The organism is Pseudorhizobium endolithicum, assembly GCF_902153245.2.
GTDB lineage: Bacteria > Pseudomonadota > Alphaproteobacteria > Rhizobiales > Rhizobiaceae > Neorhizobium > Neorhizobium endolithicum.
Genome location: NZ_CABFWF030000013.1, coordinates 379,933 through 395,122, shown reverse-complemented (window position 1 = coordinate 395,122; position 15,190 = coordinate 379,933). Strand labels below are relative to the sequence as shown.

Genomic DNA, 15,190 nt, shown 5'->3' with positions numbered 1-15,190 from the left:
AACTATTCGCATTGCTGCGCGGGAACTCTATGATCATGCGATGAGCGAATCGAAAGCAATGATTCTGGGAGCCGCCGGGACGGTACTCACCGCCGATGAGATCTCCCTCTACCGGGACGAACGCCCCTGGGGCTTCATCCTGTTCGCCCGCAATGTCCAGGAGGCCTCGCAGGTTGTGGATCTGGTGGCGTCCATGCGCGAGGCGGTCGGGCGCCCGCATGCGCCGGTGCTGATCGACCAGGAGGGAGGGCGCGTCCAGCGCATTCGCCCTCCGCTCGCGGAGAAGTATCCGAGCGCCGAAGCGCTCGGCGCTCTCCATCGGCAGGACAGGCAGACTGGACTGCGGGCGGCATGGCTGATGTCCCGCCTGCATGCCTTCGACCTGACGAGGCTCGGGATCAATGTCGATTGCCTGCCGGTGCTTGACGTGCCGGTCGAAGGCGCCAGCAACGTCATAGGAGACCGCGCCTACGGCTTCGAGCCGCAGGTGGTCGCCGAGATGGGGCAGGCGGCCGCGGCTGGCCTGAAGGCGGGAGGCATGCTGCCGGTCATGAAGCATATTCCCGGCCATGGACGGGGCATGGCGGATTCTCACCATGAACTGCCGATCGTTCATGCCGGGCGCGCCGAACTGGAAGCCCATGATTTCTTGCCTTTCCGGGCCATGAAGGACGAACTGATGGCGATGAGCGCCCATATCGTCTTCACCGCCCTCGATCCGGATCAGCCCGCGACCACTTCGCCCAAGGTCATAGAGGACATTATTCGCGGCTGCATCGGTTTCGACGGCCTGCTGATGTCGGACGACACGTCCATGAACGCGCTCAAGGGCACCATTGGTGAGCGTGCGCGCCGAATAGCTGGGGGTGGCTGCGATATCATCTTGCATTGCAACGGCGTGATGGACGAAATGAGGGCCGTCGTCGCGGAGGCGCAGCCGCTGGCCGGAAAGTCGCTGCAGCGTGCGCAGGCGGTCGAGGCCGCCTTCGGTCCCGGTGACGAAGCAGATGAAACCGCATTGCGCCAGGAATTCCAGGGGCTTTTCGCCACCGCCTGACGCCGCAGCCAGGATTGGGAGGGTCGCTATGAACGTCGCGCCGGGCGCCATTCCCATGGACAAGCTCTGGCAGGATACGCCCGAGAGGGCTGCCGACGAGCCGGCGCTGATGATCGACGTCGGCGGGTTCGAAGGACCTCTCGACCTGCTTCTGCACCTGGCGCGGTCGCAGAAGGTCGACCTGGCGAAGATTTCCGTCCTTGCACTGGCCGAACAGTATCTGGCGTTCGTGGAGAGCGCCCGGCGGGTACGGATAGAACTGGCGGCCGACTATCTCGTGATGGCTGCATGGCTTGCCTACCTGAAGTCCAAACTGCTGATCCCGCAGCAGGTGAAGGGCGACGACGGTCCCAGTGGTGAAGAAATGGCCGCCACCCTGGCGTTCCGGCTCAAACGCCTGGAGGCGATGCGCGAGGCGGCGACCCGGCTCATCAACCGCAATCTCGTGGGGCGGGACATCTTCGTCCGCGGCGCGCCCGAGCACATACCGCACCAGATCCGCTCGGCCTATGACGCCAGCCTGTACGATCTTCTTTCTGCCTATGCGAACCTCCGCCAGCGCAATGCCGTGACGCAGGTCACCATCGAGAAGCGGAAGGTATGGGCCTTGTCCGACGCCCGGGAACTGCTGACGCGGATGCTGGGCGAGATCACCGGATGGACAGCCCTGCAGCACTACCTCCTCGAATATCTGCCGCCGGCCGACCGCGTGACGGCCACGGCCAGCGCCTTTGCTGCTTCGCTGGAAATGGTGCGCGAGGGCAAGCTCGAGATCAGGCAGGAAGAGGCCTTCGCCCCGATCTATCTGCGAAGCGGTAGCAAACCGGCATCGGTTCAGGAGGCGGCGGTTGACAGCTTCTGACGGAGACGGCCATCCAGGCGAGGCGGGGACGGCGGATGGGCCGGAACCTTACTCGCTCGCGGAAGTCGAGCGCATCGCCGAGGCCCTGGTTTTCGCCTCCGCAGAACCGGTGTCCGAAGGATTTCTCGCCGAACGCCTGCCGGTCGGCGCCGACATACCGGCGGTCATGGCACGCCTGGCGGATCACTATGCCCTGCGCGGGGTCAACCTCGTGCGCAGCGGTGAGAGGTGGGCATTCCGCACCGCAGCCGACCTTTCTTTCGTAATCCGCAAGGACGACGGCGAAACCAGGAAGCTTTCGCGGGCCGCACTGGAGGTGCTTGCCATCATCGCCTATCACCAGCCGGTGACGCGGGCGGAAATCGAGGAGATACGCGGGGTCCAGACATCCAGGGGAACGCTCGACGTGCTGATGGAAGCCGGCTGGGTCCGGTTCCGCGGGCGCCGGCGCTCACCCGGCCGCCCCGTCACGCTCGGCACGACGCCGGCGTTCCTCGATCACTTCGGCTTGGAGGAACTGCGCGACCTGCCGGGTCTGGAGGAGTTGAAGGGCGCCGGCCTCCTGTCCGGCCGCATCCCGCCGAACTTCCAGGTGCCGCTGCCCGGCCTGTCGGATGACCTTGCCGAGGACGAGGATCCCATCACGCAACTCGACCTTGAGGAACTGGGTCTCTTGACACCCGGTGGCGAAGAAGAGGAATGAAGTCATCTTTCTTCAGGCCCGGTCGCGGGTTGAGGCTTGCGAGCGCCGGATGACTTTGGAAGCGGACGATCGGGACAAGAAGACGAGGCGAACGACCGCGGTCTCGTTCGCGTCGCAACTGAGCTTCGAGGATATCCACCATAGTTATCATGGCAAGGAAACCATCCGCGGCATTTCGCTGACGGCAGAGCCGGGGGAGGTTCTCTGCCTGCTCGGCCCCTCCGGCTCCGGAAAGACGACACTGCTTCGGATCGCCGCCGGCATCGAGGTGCAAAGCCGGGGGCGGGTGGTGATCGATGGCCGCGAGGCATCCGGTCCCGCCGTCTTCCTGCCGCCGGAAAAGCGGGGCATCGGCCTGATGTTCCAGGATTTTGCGCTTTTCCCGCATATGACCGTGCTGGACAATGTCCGCTTCGGACTGACGGCGCTGCCGACACGCGATGCCGTTGTCGCTGCACGGAGTGCGCTGGAGCGGGTCGGACTTGGCCATTATGCAGCAAAATACCCGCATGCGCTTTCCGGAGGTGAGCAGCAGCGGGTGGCGCTGGCGCGGGCGCTTGCTCCCAGGCCCGGCGTGCTCCTGATGGATGAGCCGTTCTCGGGCCTCGATTCGCGTCTGAAGGACAGTATCCGCGCGGACACGCTGGATGTTCTTCGCGAAAGCCGCGCCACCGCCATAGTCGTGACGCATGATGCGGAGGAGGCGATGCGGATGGCCGACCGGATTGCGCTTCTGCGCGATGGTCGTTTGGTCCAGGTCGGCAGTGTCGGCGAACTCTATCGCGAGCCCCGCGATCTCTTTGCTGCCGCCTTCTTCTCGGAGATCAACGAGTTTTCGGCGGTCGTGGCGGGCGGAATGGTGGAAACGCCGCTGGGGAAGGCGCCCGCCGGACATCTTGCGGATGGCACACACGCCGCTGTGGCCGTGCGCCTCTCTGATGTGCGCGTTATGCCGCAGGGGGGGGCGATCGAGGCGAGAATCCAGTCGCGCCGGTTCCTCGGCGTCGTGGAACTGCTGAATCTGGCCATATTCGGCCGGGAGGAACCGGTCAGGGCTCGTATTCGCGCCGATCTGCTTCCGCCGGGACTGATCGATGTGACCATAAGCGTCGCGCCGCAGGATATTTTGGTGTTTGAAAAAGCGACCCAAACAGCATAAATCGGGACAACGCAAAATTAGGAGTTGCAGTTATGGGTTCCTTCAGTGTTTGGCATTGGCTGATCGTCCTGATCATCGTGCTGGTGCTTTTCGGCCGCGGCAAGATTCCGGAACTGATGGGCGATGTCGCCAAGGGCATCAAGAGCTTCAAGAAGGGCATCAGCGAGGACGATACGCCTGAGACGACGAAGACCGTCGAGCATAAGTCCGAAGACACCAAGGAAAGCACTCGGACCTGATCTTACGGACCGGGTTCGGGGAGCCTTGTTGAATGCTTGATATCGGCTGGACCGAGCTTCTCGTTATCGGGATCATTCTGATCGTGGTCGTCGGTCCGAAGGATCTGCCGCCAATGTTGCGCGCCTTCGGACGGATGACCGGCACGTTGCGCAGAATGGCCGGCGATTTTCGCACGCAATTCGATGAAGCTCTCCGCGAGACGGAAATGGACGAGGTCCGCAAGACTATTGCGGATGCGCAGAAGCTCAATCCCTCCAACGCGTTGCGCGATGCGATCAATCCCTTGCGCCAGATGGGGCAGGATATCCGCACCGACCTGGAGAAATCGACGCGTGTCGAAACGACCTCCGCCGGTGACAAGCAGGATGTAGAGGCGCAAAAGGCAGTCGAGGGCGTGGTCCCCGCTGAACAGCCCGCTCCGGTCACGGTACCGGCGCCCACCATGACGCTGCCCTCGACGCCGCCGGCCGTTGCTGGCCCGGCAGCCCCGGTGACGGGGGAGGGTGCCAAGCCCGCACCGGTCAAGAGCTCGCGCAAGAAGGCGAGTTCAAAGGCAGCCGGTGCGGATGTCCAGCCGCAGGATGCGGGAAAGCGGAAGCGCCGAAGCGCGGCGGAAGCGCCCGCCGTCACCTCGGCCTCCAAGCCCTCCGCCAGGACACGCTCTCCCAGGAAAACTGACACGCCGAAGGATGACGCATGAGCGGTGACATCGAAGATAAGCCGCAGCCGCTCATCGAGCATCTCATCGAGCTGCGCACACGGCTGATGTGGTCGCTCGGGGCGTTCTTCGTCGCGTTCATTCTCTGCTTCTTCTTCGCCAAGGACCTCTTCAACCTGCTTGTCGTGCCGTACAAGTGGGCGGTCCTGTGGGCGGGAATGGATGTAGCGAAGTCGGAACTGATCTATACCGCCCCGCAGGAGTTCTTCTTCACCCAGGTGAAGGTGGCGATGTTCGGCGCCGTGGTCATCGCCTTTCCCGTGATCGCGTCGCAGCTCTACAAGTTCGTGGCGCCGGGCCTCTACAAGAACGAGCGTGCTGCTTTCCTGCCGTTCCTGGTGGCATCGCCTATCCTGTTCCTGATGGGGGCCGCGCTCGTCTACTTCTTCTTCACGCCGATGGTGATGTGGTTCTTCCTCGCCATGCAGCAGACGCCGGCGGAGGGGGAAATGGCCATTTCGCTCCTGCCGCGGGTCTCGGAATATCTCAGCCTCATCATGACGCTGGTCCTGTCCTTCGGCCTCGTCTTCCAGTTGCCGGTAGTGACGACCCTTCTGGCGCGGGTGGGACTGCTGACCAGCGAATGGCTGCGCGAGAAGCGGAAGTTCGCGATCGTGATCGCCTTCGTCGTCGCGGCAGTCCTGACGCCGCCCGATCCGCTTTCCCAGATCGGTCTTGCGCTGCCGACCATCCTTCTCTACGAGATTTCCATCTACGCTGCGCGACTCGTCGAGCGCAAGCGCGCCGAGGAGGCTGTTGCCGAATCCGCCGCGTCGGACCTTGCCGAAACGGACAAGGCCTAGGCCCTTCTGCCTTGCCCGCGAGAGTGCTGCGTTCCGCTCGAAAGGCCAGGAACGATGTTCGATATCAAGTGGATCCGCGACAATCCTCAGGTGCTGGACGAAGCGCTGGAAAAACGTGGCGCAGAACCGATGGCCGCCACCCTGGTGGCGCTCGACGACAAGCGCCGCGCCGCCATTCAGACGCTTCAGGACATGCAGTCGCGCCGCAATTCCGCCTCCAAGGAAATCGGCGCCGCAATGGCGCAGAAGAACATGGAGCTTGCCGAGCGGCTGAAGGCTGAGGTGGCCGAGATCAAGGACACCATGCCTGCGGCCGAGCAGGAGGAACGTGAGGTCGTCGCGGCCCTCGATGACGCCCTTTCCCGTGTGCCCAACATCCCGCTCGACGACGTTCCTGTCGGCAAGGACGAGAACGACAACGTGGTCAAGCACGTCGTCGGGCAGAAGCCCGGCTGGAATCATGCGGCCCGCGAACACTTCGAGATCGGCGAACAACTCGGCTACATGGACTTCGAGCGGGCGGCGAAGCTCTCGGGCTCCCGTTTCACGGTCCTGACTGGGCCGCTGGCACGGCTTGAGCGCGCCCTAGGCCAGTTCATGATCGACCTGCACACCATGGAACACGGTTATACGGAAGTTTCGTCGCCGCTGATGGTGCGCGATGAGGCCATGTACGGCACCGGGCAACTGCCGAAGTTTGCCGAGGACCTGTTTCGCACGACCGATGGCCGCTGGCTTATCCCGACGGCCGAGGTGTCGCTCACCAATCTCGTGTCGGGCGAGATCCTGGAACAGGAGAAACTGCCGCTGCGGTTCACGGCGCTGACGCCGTCGTTCCGCTCGGAGGCCGGTTCGGCCGGACGTGATACCAGGGGAATGCTGCGCCAGCATCAGTTCTGGAAGTGCGAACTCGTCTCGATTACCGACGCCGAAAGCTCGATCGCCGAGCACGAGCGGATGACGGAATGTGCCGAGACCGTCCTGAAGCGCCTCGGCCTGCATTTCCGGACCGTAACGCTCTGCACCGGCGACATGGGTTTCGGTGCACGCAAGACCTATGACATCGAAGTCTGGCTGCCGGGCCAGAACACCTATCGCGAGATTTCCTCGTGTTCGGTTTGCGGCGATTTCCAGGCCCGCCGGATGAATGCCCGCTATCGCGTGAAGGACGACAAGGCCCTGCGGTTCGTACACACGCTGAACGGCTCGGGCACGGCAGTCGGCCGCTGCCTCATCGCCGTGATGGAGAACTATCTTAACGAGGATGGCTCCATCACCGTGCCGGACGCGCTCCTCCCTTACATGGGCGGCTTGAAGAAGATCGAGCGGGTCGCCTGATGCGCATCCTGCTCACCAACGACGACGGCATTCATGCAGAAGGCCTCGCCGCGTTGGAGCGGATTGCCCGTCAGCTCACGGACGATGTCTGGATCGTGGCACCGGAGACCGACCAGAGCGGCCTTGCCCATTCGCTGACGCTCTCCGAGCCGCTTCGCCTCCGCAAGGTGGCGGACAAGCATTTTGCTCTTCGCGGGACGCCGACCGATTGTGTCATCATGGGCATCCGCGAAGTGATGCCGGAAAGGCCGGACATCGTGCTGTCCGGCGTCAATGCCGGGGCCAATATGGCGGACGACGTTACCTATTCGGGGACGATCGCCGGGGCGATCGAGGGGACGTTGCAGGGGGTGCGGTCCTTTGCGCTGAGCCAGGCATATCATCACGACGCCGAGGGCGGGCGAATCGTCCCGTGGGAAACTGCGGAAGCCTACGCTCCCGATCTCATCCGCAAGCTGAGCGATGTCGACCTGCCCGACGGGACCTTCCTGAACCTGAACTTCCCGAAATGTCCGCCGAAGGACGTGCAGGGGGTTCAGGTCACCTCGCAGGGAAAGCTCGACTTCGGCTTGACGATCGACGCCCGCCGCGACGGCCGGGGCCTGCCCTACTACTGGCTTCGCTTTGGCGAGCGGCTGGGGCGCTTCCGGGAGGGGACCGACATCCATGCGCTCAAGCACAACAGGATCTCGGTCACGCCCCTGAAGCTGGACCTGACGGACCATTCGGTACAGGATCGGGTCGCGCAGGCACTGGGATTCGGAGTGGCCGATTGAAGTCCAGCATGGTGGAAAAGGAAGGTTTTGCCGCGCTCGTGCTGCGTCTGCGGGCGGAAGGCATCTCCGACCTCGACCTTCTCACGGCGGTTGAGCAGACGCCGCGTTCCGTATTCGTGCCGTCGATGATGGGGACGGAAGCCAATTCCAGCCGGACGATACCCATCGAATGCGGATCCTTCATGGAAGGCGCCGATCTTGCCGTCCGGCTTCTCCATCGGCTGCAGGTGAAGCCCGGCCAGCGTGTCTTGGAGATCGGTACCGGCAGCGGGTTCACCGGAGCGGTCCTCGGCCGGCTTGCGGAACGGGTGCTGACCGTGGACCGCTACAAGACCCTCGTCACGGGAGCTCAGGGACGTCTTGACAAACTCGGTCTGCGCAATGTCGTGGTCCGGCAGGCGGACGGCATTCAGGGCATGCCAGGGGAGGGGACCTTCGACCGGATACTGGTCACGGGCGCTTTCACGTCCATGCCGCGCTTCTATGCCGAGCAACTGGTATCCGGCGGCTCGATGATCGCGCCGCTCATGCTTGAGGACGGTACCTGCCTGATGATGCGCCTGACCAAGACCGGAAGCCGCTTCGACCGCGAGGATCTTTTCCCGGTACCCTACCTGCCGCTCGTGCCCCATATTGCGGCAGCACTGTGACCTGGCGCACCGCCCGGCGCAGCATGGTTACCAAATTAGCAAAAAATCAAATTCGATATCCCGGCTTTAACCCGCCAGTAAGACTAACGGGTTTTAATCACACCTAACGATGGTTGCGTCACGTTAGGTCGAGTCATGCGTATCAAGAGTTCGCTCAAGTCCCGTCAATCGCTTCTCCGGATTGCAGGTGCCGTCTTGCTCGCCAGTGCTGCCAGCGGCTGCAGTTCCGACGCGACCCGCTTTTCCGGATTGTTTTCCGGCACCGATTCCATCACGACGGCGTCGATCCCGCAAAGGCAGGGAAGTGGCGCCTATGGCCAGGCCCCGACGCCTCGCGGCGAGGTCGCGTCGGCTCCGGGCGCCGGCTACGGCGGCCAGGGTGCTGCAATGGGTCAACCCTATCCGCCGGCAGGTGGCGACTACGTTTCCATTCCGTCCGCTGCCCGCACGGCTTCGGCTCCCGCCACAGTCCAGCGCGGGGAACTCGCGCCTCCGGCAGGTTCGACGGCCTCTCGCGGCGATCTGTCGAGCCGCCAGCAGGCCATGGCTCAGCCTTTCCCTTCCGGCGGACAAGCGAGCCCGGCTCCGGCACGGCCCGGCATCGCTGACGCCGATCCCGTCACCACTGGTACGGTAAAGACATCCTCCGGCTGGTCGACGGTGAACGCGCCGCGGGTGACGCTCAAGGCCGGTGAGTCCGCCGCCACGCTCTCTCGGCGCTACGGCGTTCCGGAGCGTGAGATCCTCCGCGCCAACGGCGGTAACCTTGTCGCTGGGCAGTCCGTCATCATCCCGACCTTCGGTCCGGCGAGCAACTCGGCGAAGGTCGCGGCAGGCGAAATCGACCTGCAGAACAAGGCGCCGGCGCCCGTACAGCAGCAGGAGCAAAAGGTTGCCGTTCTGCCGGGCGCAACCCGCGACAAGGCCTCCTCCGAGGCGGGCAAGCTCACTCCGCCATCCGGCGCAGGCGGCACCTACACCGTAAAGCCGGGCGATACCTTGACGAAGATCGCCCGCGCCAACGGCATGACGGTCGATCAGCTCAAGGCTGCCAATGGCCTGACCAACGAGAGCATTCGGATCGGCCAGGTGCTGAACCTGGATGCCTCGGCGCCTGCCGCCACGGACCCGGTGAAGACGGCCTCGGTGCCGGAGAAGCCTGCGAAGGTGCAGGAAGTACCTGCCGCAACGCAGGCGACACAAGCTCCCACCAAGGCTCCCGCCCAGAGTCAATCCCCCGCGGCCGAAAAGGCAGTCGAGACCGCGTCGGTCTCAGAGGCTGCGGTTAAGTCGGATGTCACCACGGCAGCTCCCCAGTCGACCGGTATCGGCAAGTACCGCTGGCCCGTGAACGGCGCGGTCATTGCGGGCTTCGGCCAGAACGTCGAGGGCAGCCGCAACGACGGCATCAACATCTCGGTGCCGGAAGGCACGCCGATCAAGGCCGCCGAGAACGGCGTGGTGATCTATGCCGGCAACGGCCTGAAGCAGCTCGGCAATACCGTCCTCGTCCGTCACGACGACGGCAAGGTCACCGTCTACGGCCATGCGGGCAGCCTCAACGTCTCCCGCGGCCAGAAGGTCACGCGCGGCCAGACCATTGCAAGCTCCGGCATGAGCGGCGACGCCAAGCGCCCGCAGGTCCACTTCGAGGTGCGCAAGGATGCCACCCCGGTCAACCCGATCACTTTCCTTGAATAGAGTAGTGCGTCTCAGGGAAGGAGGAAAAGCCCGGCCCGTCCGGGCTTTTCGTTATCCGGCGTGCAGCGGCACCCGCAGCCGGCCTGCAAGGTCCTGAATATACTGCCAGGCCACGCGTCCCGAGCGGCCGCCGCGTGTCGTCGCCCATTCGAGTGCCTCGTGGTGCAGCGTCTCGCGCTCAAGCGGAAGGCGGAAGTGGCTGGCATAGCCGTCGATCATGGCCAGGTAGTCGTCCTGGCTGCACTTGTGGAAGCCGAGCCACAGGCCGAAGCGATCCGACAGCGATACTTTCTCTTCCACGGCCTCGGAGGGATTGATGGCTGTCGACTGCTCGTTCTCCATCATGTGGCGCGGCAGCAGATGGCGGCGGTTGGACGTGGCATAGAAGAGCACATTCTCCGGCCGGCCCTCTATGCCGCCATCGAGCGCCGCCTTGAGGGACTTGTAGGCCGTGTCGTCGTGGTCGAAGGACAGGTCGTCGCAGAAGACGATGACGCGATGACCGCACGTCTTGAGGATATCGAGAAGGGCAGGCAGGGACGCGATATCCTCGCGGTGCACCTCGACCAGTTTCAGCGAGCTGCCGGTTGACGCGCGGACATCCTCGTGGACAGCCTTCACCAGGGAAGATTTCCCCATGCCGCGCGCGCCCCAGAGCAGGACGTTGTTGGCGGGAAAACCCTCGGCGAACCGCAGCGTGTTCTCGTGCAGGATGTCCCGCACATGGTCGACGCCGCGGATCAGCGACAAGGCAACCCTGTTCGGGCGGGGGACAGGTTGAAGGCGCTGGTTGGCCGGAATCCAGACGAAGCAATCAGCGGAGGACCAGTCGTTTTCGGAGGGCGGCGGCCCCGCAAGCCGCTCGAGGGCGTCCGCCAGGCGCTTCACCTCGGCGAGAAGGCGCTGGTTGAGTTCGTCGGTCACGTGGTTCCTCCTGGTGGCGCGCGTCTATGGGTGACCCTGCCGCCGTTAGCACGGCCCTTTCATCTTCAAAAGCCAGGCAGTCGTGGATTTGGTACGGGCTGGAACCTGTTTCTGTTGCATTCGGGGTGATCGCAATTATATTCCGGCCACTTGCAAGAAGGGGGGCATTGGGCTCCTGCCAATCATGGAGTACTCGATGTTCATAACTGAAGCATTTGCCCAGGCCGAGGGTGCAGCTCCGTCTGCGATGGGGTCCGGTCTCGAAATGCTCTTCCTCTTCGCACCGCTCATGGTGGTCTGGTACTTCTTCCTGATCCGTCCCCAGCGCGCCCAGATGAAGAAGCGCCAGGAAATGCTTTCCAACATCCGCCGCGGCGACAACGTCGTTCTTGGTGGCGGCATTGCCGGCAAGGTCACGAAGGTCGTGGACGACAACGAGGTCGAGGTTGAAATCGCCGAAGGCGTGAAGGTCCGCGCGCTGCGTGCCTATGTCGCCGAAGTGCGGGTGAAGGGCGAACCGGTCAAGACCGACGCTGCCGCATCCTGATCCGAGAGGTGGCGCGCTCGGTGCGCGCCGCCTGCCTCGACGGCGGATGAACTCTATGGAGGCACGAAACGGTGCCAAAAGGAATTGAGATTCGCGACGCCCATTTTCCGGGCCGTGCGCCGATTGATGCCTACGGCAATGGGGGCTTCCGCTTCGCGGAGATGTCGCATCGCGGCTCGCTCCTGTGCCTGCCTTCCGGCATTCACGGCTGGGACTTTACCGAGGGCGACGCACTGGACGCCGAGGCGCTGTCGAAGGTTCTCGACGAGGCGGGCGAGATCGAGGTGCTGCTTGTCGGCACCGGTCGCGAATTGCGCCCCTTGCCGCAGTCGCTGAAGGCGGCACTCAAGGCGCGCGGCATCGCCTCCGACCCGATGAGCACGGGAGCCGCCGTGCGAACCTATAATGTCATGCTGGCGGAATCGCGCGCGGTGGCCGCGGCTCTTGTCGCGGTGTGACGGACTTGGCTACCGATCTGGATATACTTCTCGCAACGCTGCGGGATACGGATCGCGACCGATATCTCGCTTGTCTGCTGTCGCCGCAGGACAAGAGGAGGCCGCTCGCGGCCCTCTATGCCTTCAATGCGGAGCTTGCTCGGGTGCGCGATGTGGTCCGCGAGGCTCTGCCCGGAGAAATACGCCTGCAGTGGTGGCGCGATCTGCTGGAGGGTAGCGCCCACGGTGATGCGGGCGCCAACCCGGTGGCGGCGGCCCTTCTGGAGGAAGTCGACCGCTACCGCTTGCCTAGGCAAAGCCTCGTCGCGATGATCGATGCGCGGATCGGGGATCTGTACGACGATCCGTTGTCGACCCGAAACGAGCTGGAAGGCTATGCCGGCGAGACGGCCTCTGCTCTCATCCAGTTGGCGAGCCTTGTGCTGTCGGCTGACGACGCGGCGCGCTCCGCCGAGGCTGCCGGACACGCCGGCGTTGCGCAGGCGATTGCCGGGCTCCTGCTCCTGATGCCCCTGCACCGTCAGCGCGGCCAGCTCTATGTGCCCCTGGAGATATTGAATGCCACCGGTCTTGATCGCGATGCATTCCTGGCGGGTCGGGATCCCGCCCGAATATCGGCTGCGATAGAAGCTTTCGCGGGTTTGGGGCTGGAGCATCTCGCAAAGGCGAGAAGCGCAGGGGCGGTGTCGAAAGCAGTGTTCCCTGCCTTCCTGCCGGTCGCCCTGGCCGAGCCGGTTCTGCGCAAGGCGATGCGGGCGGGCGCGCAGATATTCGAGCGGAACATCCAGCCGCCGCAGTGGCGCCGGCAGTTGCGCATGGCGAAAGCGCAATTTCTCCAGCGGTTCTGACGCCCGGCCAATACTCACGCAAGTCTCGGCGTCTAGAGTGCTGGGGTCTGCAACTGCGAGGAGTTCGACGTGGATTCCATCATCGTCTGGTCCATCATCTTCGTGCTGATCGTGCTGTTCGCCTATTATGCGACACGAATGGCGCGGCGCGATCCGGATGGGGAGGGCTTGCACGATTTCGGGTTTGCGCTCATCGAATTCGGGCGCGCGTTTCCGAACGAGGCCATCCGGGAGCTCCACGGCACGGCAGATGGCAGCGCCATCTTCGTGAGGTTGCATGACGGCAAGACCGGAATCATGCGCAGCCATGCGAAACACTACACCTGCCACCTGATAAGGCCGGGCAGGGTGCGGGTCCAGGGTCTGGAGGACCCGCGAGGCTTTTCCGCGGACTTTCTCGACTCGCCGGGCAACAACGGCGAGTTCGTCTTCAGGACGGAAGCGGAAGCCGCCGAAGTCTCGCTCTGGCTGCTCGGCAACTACATTGCATCGGCCGACAGGAGTGCCGCAGACGAGGCCGGTTGACCGACCGAGCGCGCAGCTTCAAGCCAGCCGGCGCAGTCGCGGAGCGCCCGCGCGGCCATCAACTGCTTCTTCATGATCGCCTTGTCCTTGCCGCGGAAGCGCTTGATTCCCTCCGGCTTCGTGATCGCACCCGGTTCGAGTTCGGGAAACAGGCCAAAGTTGATGTTCATCGGCTGGAACGAGCGCTTGCCGGGCTCGTCGTCGGAAACGAGATGCCCACCCGTAATATGGCCGAGCAGGGAGCCCAGGGCGGTTGTTGCCGGCGGGGGCGCCAGTACGATGCCTTTGCGTTCCGCCGCCGCGAAACGGCCTGCGAGCAGACCGATGGCTGCGCTTTCCACATAGCCTTCGCAGCCGGTGATCTGGCCGGCGAAACGCAGGCCGGGCCGGCTCTTCAGCGTCAGCGTTCCGTCGAGGAGCATCGGCGAGTTGATGTAGGTGTTCCGGTGCAAGCCGCCGAGCCGCGCAAACTCGGCCTTTTCCAGACCGGGAATCATCCGGAAGATCTCCGCCTGCGTCCCGTATTTCAGCTTCGTCTGGAAGCCGACCATGTTGTAGAGCGTGCCGAGGGCATTGTCCTGTCGCAGTTGGACGACGGCATACGGCTTCACGGTCGGATTATGGGCATTCGTCAGCCCCATGGGCTTCATCGGCCCGTGGCGGAGCGTCTCGCGCCCCCGTTCGGCCATGACCTCGATCGGCAGGCAGCCGTCGAAATAGGGCGTGCCTTCCCATTCCTTGAAGCCCACCGTATCACCCGCGACGAGCGCATCGATGAAGGCATTGTACTGCGCCTCGTCCATCGGGCAGTTGATGTAGTCCTTGCCCGTACCTCCGGGGCCGACCTTGTCGTAGCGCGACTGGTACCAGCAGATGTCCATGTCGATGGAGTCGCGGTAGACGATGGGCGCTATGGCATCGAAGAAGGCAAGCGAATCCTCGCCTGTCTCGGCCTGGATCGCGGCGGCGAGCGAGGGCGAGGTGAGGGGACCGGTAGCGACGATCGCCAGATCCCAATCATTCGGCGGAAGTCCCTGGATCTCCTCGCGCAGGACCGTGATGAGCGGATGGCCGTCTATGGCACTGGTCACGGCCTGCGAAAAGCCGTCCCGATCCACCGCCAACGCGCCGCCGGCCGGCACCTGGTAGCGATCGGCGCAGGCCATGATGAGCGAGCCGGCAAGCCGCATCTCGGCATGGATGACGCCGACCGCGTTGGAGGTGGCGTCGTCCGACCGGAAGGAGTTGGAACAGACGAGTTCGGCAAGGCCGTCCGTCTTGTGGGCATCGGTGCCGCGAACACCGCGCATCTCGTGGAGGATGACGGGTATGCCGGCCTGGGCGATCTGCCAGGCGGCTTCGGAGCCGGCGAGGCCGCCGCCGACGACGTGGATGGGGGAGGAAGCTATGTCTTTCATGGCCGGGCTCATATCACGCCTGCGACCTGACCGGAATCAAAAAGGCACCCTGGCGGGTGCCCCAGTTTGCTGACAAACCCATGACACCCATCCGCAAAGACCAAGATCCACGGAACGTCTCTGAATCGAAAGAAGAACGGATCAGAATCAAAGTCGCGGAAGTGAGATCCGAAAGGACTTTGTCAGCAGTCTGAGGCACCCTGGCGGGTGCCCATGAAGTCGAAGCGTTTGTCCGTCCAGGCTCTGCGGCTACCGCCGAAGCGGTGGGGTCAGTGCAGCTTAGCGGAAGGAGCGGGCGGCGACGTGACGGATGTCGTAACGGGTCAGGCCGATATCGTTGAGAGCCTGGTTGGAAAGGCTGCCAAGCTCGTTGACCGTCCGACGGTAGTTGAGCCAGTTCTTGGCAAGGCGAAGCGGGTTCATCGTGGTTTCCTCAAGTTTCAACCGGTCTTGCGTCCGGCGA

The 15,190-nt window shown here is 63.9% G+C and carries 18 protein-coding genes; 15 read left to right on the top strand and 3 right to left on the bottom strand.

The features are described from left to right. Window positions 1-40 precede the first annotated feature (40 nt). The 11 genes from nagZ (at window position 41) to RTCK_RS15040 (ending at window position 10,007) form a co-directional block, all read left to right on the top strand. Window positions 41-1,057, top strand: a complete 1,017-nt coding sequence (gene nagZ / locus RTCK_RS15090) for a beta-N-acetylhexosaminidase (RefSeq protein ID WP_142593386.1) — start codon at window positions 41-43, stop codon at window positions 1,055-1,057. Between the two features lie 28 nt (window positions 1,058-1,085). After that, window positions 1,086-1,919 carry a segregation and condensation protein A gene (locus RTCK_RS15085; protein WP_142593385.1) on the top strand — a complete coding sequence of 278 codons (834 nt, stop codon included), beginning with the start codon at window positions 1,086-1,088 and terminating at the stop codon, window positions 1,917-1,919. Next, the gene (gene scpB / locus RTCK_RS15080) at window positions 1,906-2,622 is read left to right on the top strand and encodes an SMC-Scp complex subunit ScpB (RefSeq protein WP_142593384.1); all 717 of its coding nucleotides are present in this window, start codon (window positions 1,906-1,908) and stop codon (window positions 2,620-2,622) included. Before RTCK_RS15085 ends, scpB begins: the two co-directional genes overlap by 14 nt. A 49-nt stretch (window positions 2,623-2,671) precedes the next feature. Beyond that, window positions 2,672-3,781, top strand: coding sequence for an ABC transporter ATP-binding protein (locus RTCK_RS15075; RefSeq protein WP_142593383.1), 1,110 nt, complete (start codon window positions 2,672-2,674; stop codon window positions 3,779-3,781). A gap of 32 nt (window positions 3,782-3,813) precedes the next feature. After that, window positions 3,814-4,020, top strand: a complete 207-nt coding sequence (locus RTCK_RS15070) for a twin-arginine translocase TatA/TatE family subunit (RefSeq protein WP_142520824.1) — start codon at window positions 3,814-3,816, stop codon at window positions 4,018-4,020. A 32-nt stretch (window positions 4,021-4,052) separates the two neighbouring features. Then, on the top strand, window positions 4,053-4,721 hold the full coding sequence (tatB, locus tag RTCK_RS15065) for a Sec-independent protein translocase protein TatB (RefSeq protein ID WP_142593382.1): 669 nt from the start codon (window positions 4,053-4,055) through the stop codon (window positions 4,719-4,721). Beyond that, on the top strand, window positions 4,718-5,542 hold the full coding sequence (tatC, locus tag RTCK_RS15060) for a twin-arginine translocase subunit TatC (RefSeq protein WP_142520822.1): 825 nt from the start codon (window positions 4,718-4,720) through the stop codon (window positions 5,540-5,542). The genes tatB and tatC overlap by 4 nt, the downstream gene beginning before the upstream one ends. Before the next feature lie 54 nt (window positions 5,543-5,596). Continuing rightward, a complete protein-coding gene (gene serS, locus RTCK_RS15055; RefSeq protein WP_142593381.1) occupies window positions 5,597-6,880 on the top strand; it encodes a serine--tRNA ligase in 1,284 nt (427 codons plus the stop codon). Beyond that, a complete protein-coding gene (surE, locus tag RTCK_RS15050; RefSeq protein WP_142593380.1) occupies window positions 6,880-7,656 on the top strand; it encodes a 5'/3'-nucleotidase SurE in 777 nt (258 codons plus the stop codon). Before serS ends, surE begins: the two co-directional genes overlap by 1 nt. 8 nt (window positions 7,657-7,664) lie before the next feature. After that, window positions 7,665-8,306, top strand: a complete 642-nt coding sequence (locus RTCK_RS15045) for a protein-L-isoaspartate(D-aspartate) O-methyltransferase (protein WP_408004557.1) — start codon at window positions 7,665-7,667, stop codon at window positions 8,304-8,306. Between the two features lie 135 nt (window positions 8,307-8,441). After that, window positions 8,442-10,007, top strand: coding sequence for a peptidoglycan DD-metalloendopeptidase family protein (locus RTCK_RS15040; protein WP_142593378.1), 1,566 nt, complete (start codon window positions 8,442-8,444; stop codon window positions 10,005-10,007). Between the two features lie 51 nt (window positions 10,008-10,058). Here the strand turns inward: RTCK_RS15040 and RTCK_RS15035 are convergent, their stop codons facing one another. After that, the gene (locus RTCK_RS15035; RefSeq protein ID WP_142520817.1) at window positions 10,059-10,931 is read right to left on the bottom strand and encodes an ATP-binding protein; all 873 of its coding nucleotides are present in this window, start codon (window positions 10,929-10,931) and stop codon (window positions 10,059-10,061) included. Between the two features lie 196 nt (window positions 10,932-11,127). Here RTCK_RS15035 and yajC point away from each other — a divergent pair, with 196 nt between their 5' ends. The 4 genes from yajC to RTCK_RS15015 all read left to right on the top strand — a co-directional run bounded on the left by yajC (window position 11,128) and on the right by RTCK_RS15015 (window position 13,309). Then, window positions 11,128-11,478, top strand: coding sequence for a preprotein translocase subunit YajC (gene yajC / locus RTCK_RS15030; protein ID WP_142520816.1), 351 nt, complete (start codon window positions 11,128-11,130; stop codon window positions 11,476-11,478). 71 nt (window positions 11,479-11,549) lie between these two features. Beyond that, window positions 11,550-11,936, top strand: coding sequence for an Mth938-like domain-containing protein (locus tag RTCK_RS15025; protein WP_142520815.1), 387 nt, complete (start codon window positions 11,550-11,552; stop codon window positions 11,934-11,936). 5 nt (window positions 11,937-11,941) lie between these two features. Then, window positions 11,942-12,784 carry a phytoene/squalene synthase family protein gene (locus RTCK_RS15020; protein WP_408004552.1) on the top strand — a complete coding sequence of 281 codons (843 nt, stop codon included), beginning with the start codon at window positions 11,942-11,944 and terminating at the stop codon, window positions 12,782-12,784. Between the two features lie 69 nt (window positions 12,785-12,853). Next, window positions 12,854-13,309, top strand: coding sequence for a hypothetical protein (locus RTCK_RS15015; RefSeq protein WP_185928020.1), 456 nt, complete (start codon window positions 12,854-12,856; stop codon window positions 13,307-13,309). Here the strand turns inward: RTCK_RS15015 and trmFO are convergent. Both trmFO and RTCK_RS15005 read right to left on the bottom strand, forming a co-directional pair. After that, the gene (trmFO, locus tag RTCK_RS15010) at window positions 13,264-14,727 is read right to left on the bottom strand and encodes a methylenetetrahydrofolate--tRNA-(uracil(54)-C(5))-methyltransferase (FADH(2)-oxidizing) TrmFO (protein ID WP_142593376.1); all 1,464 of its coding nucleotides are present in this window, start codon (window positions 14,725-14,727) and stop codon (window positions 13,264-13,266) included. The two genes, RTCK_RS15015 and trmFO, sit on opposite strands and share 46 nt — an antisense overlap. 279 nt (window positions 14,728-15,006) lie before the next feature. After that, the gene (locus RTCK_RS15005; RefSeq protein ID WP_142520812.1) at window positions 15,007-15,150 is read right to left on the bottom strand and encodes a DUF1127 domain-containing protein; all 144 of its coding nucleotides are present in this window, start codon (window positions 15,148-15,150) and stop codon (window positions 15,007-15,009) included. Window positions 15,151-15,190 lie beyond the last annotated feature (40 nt).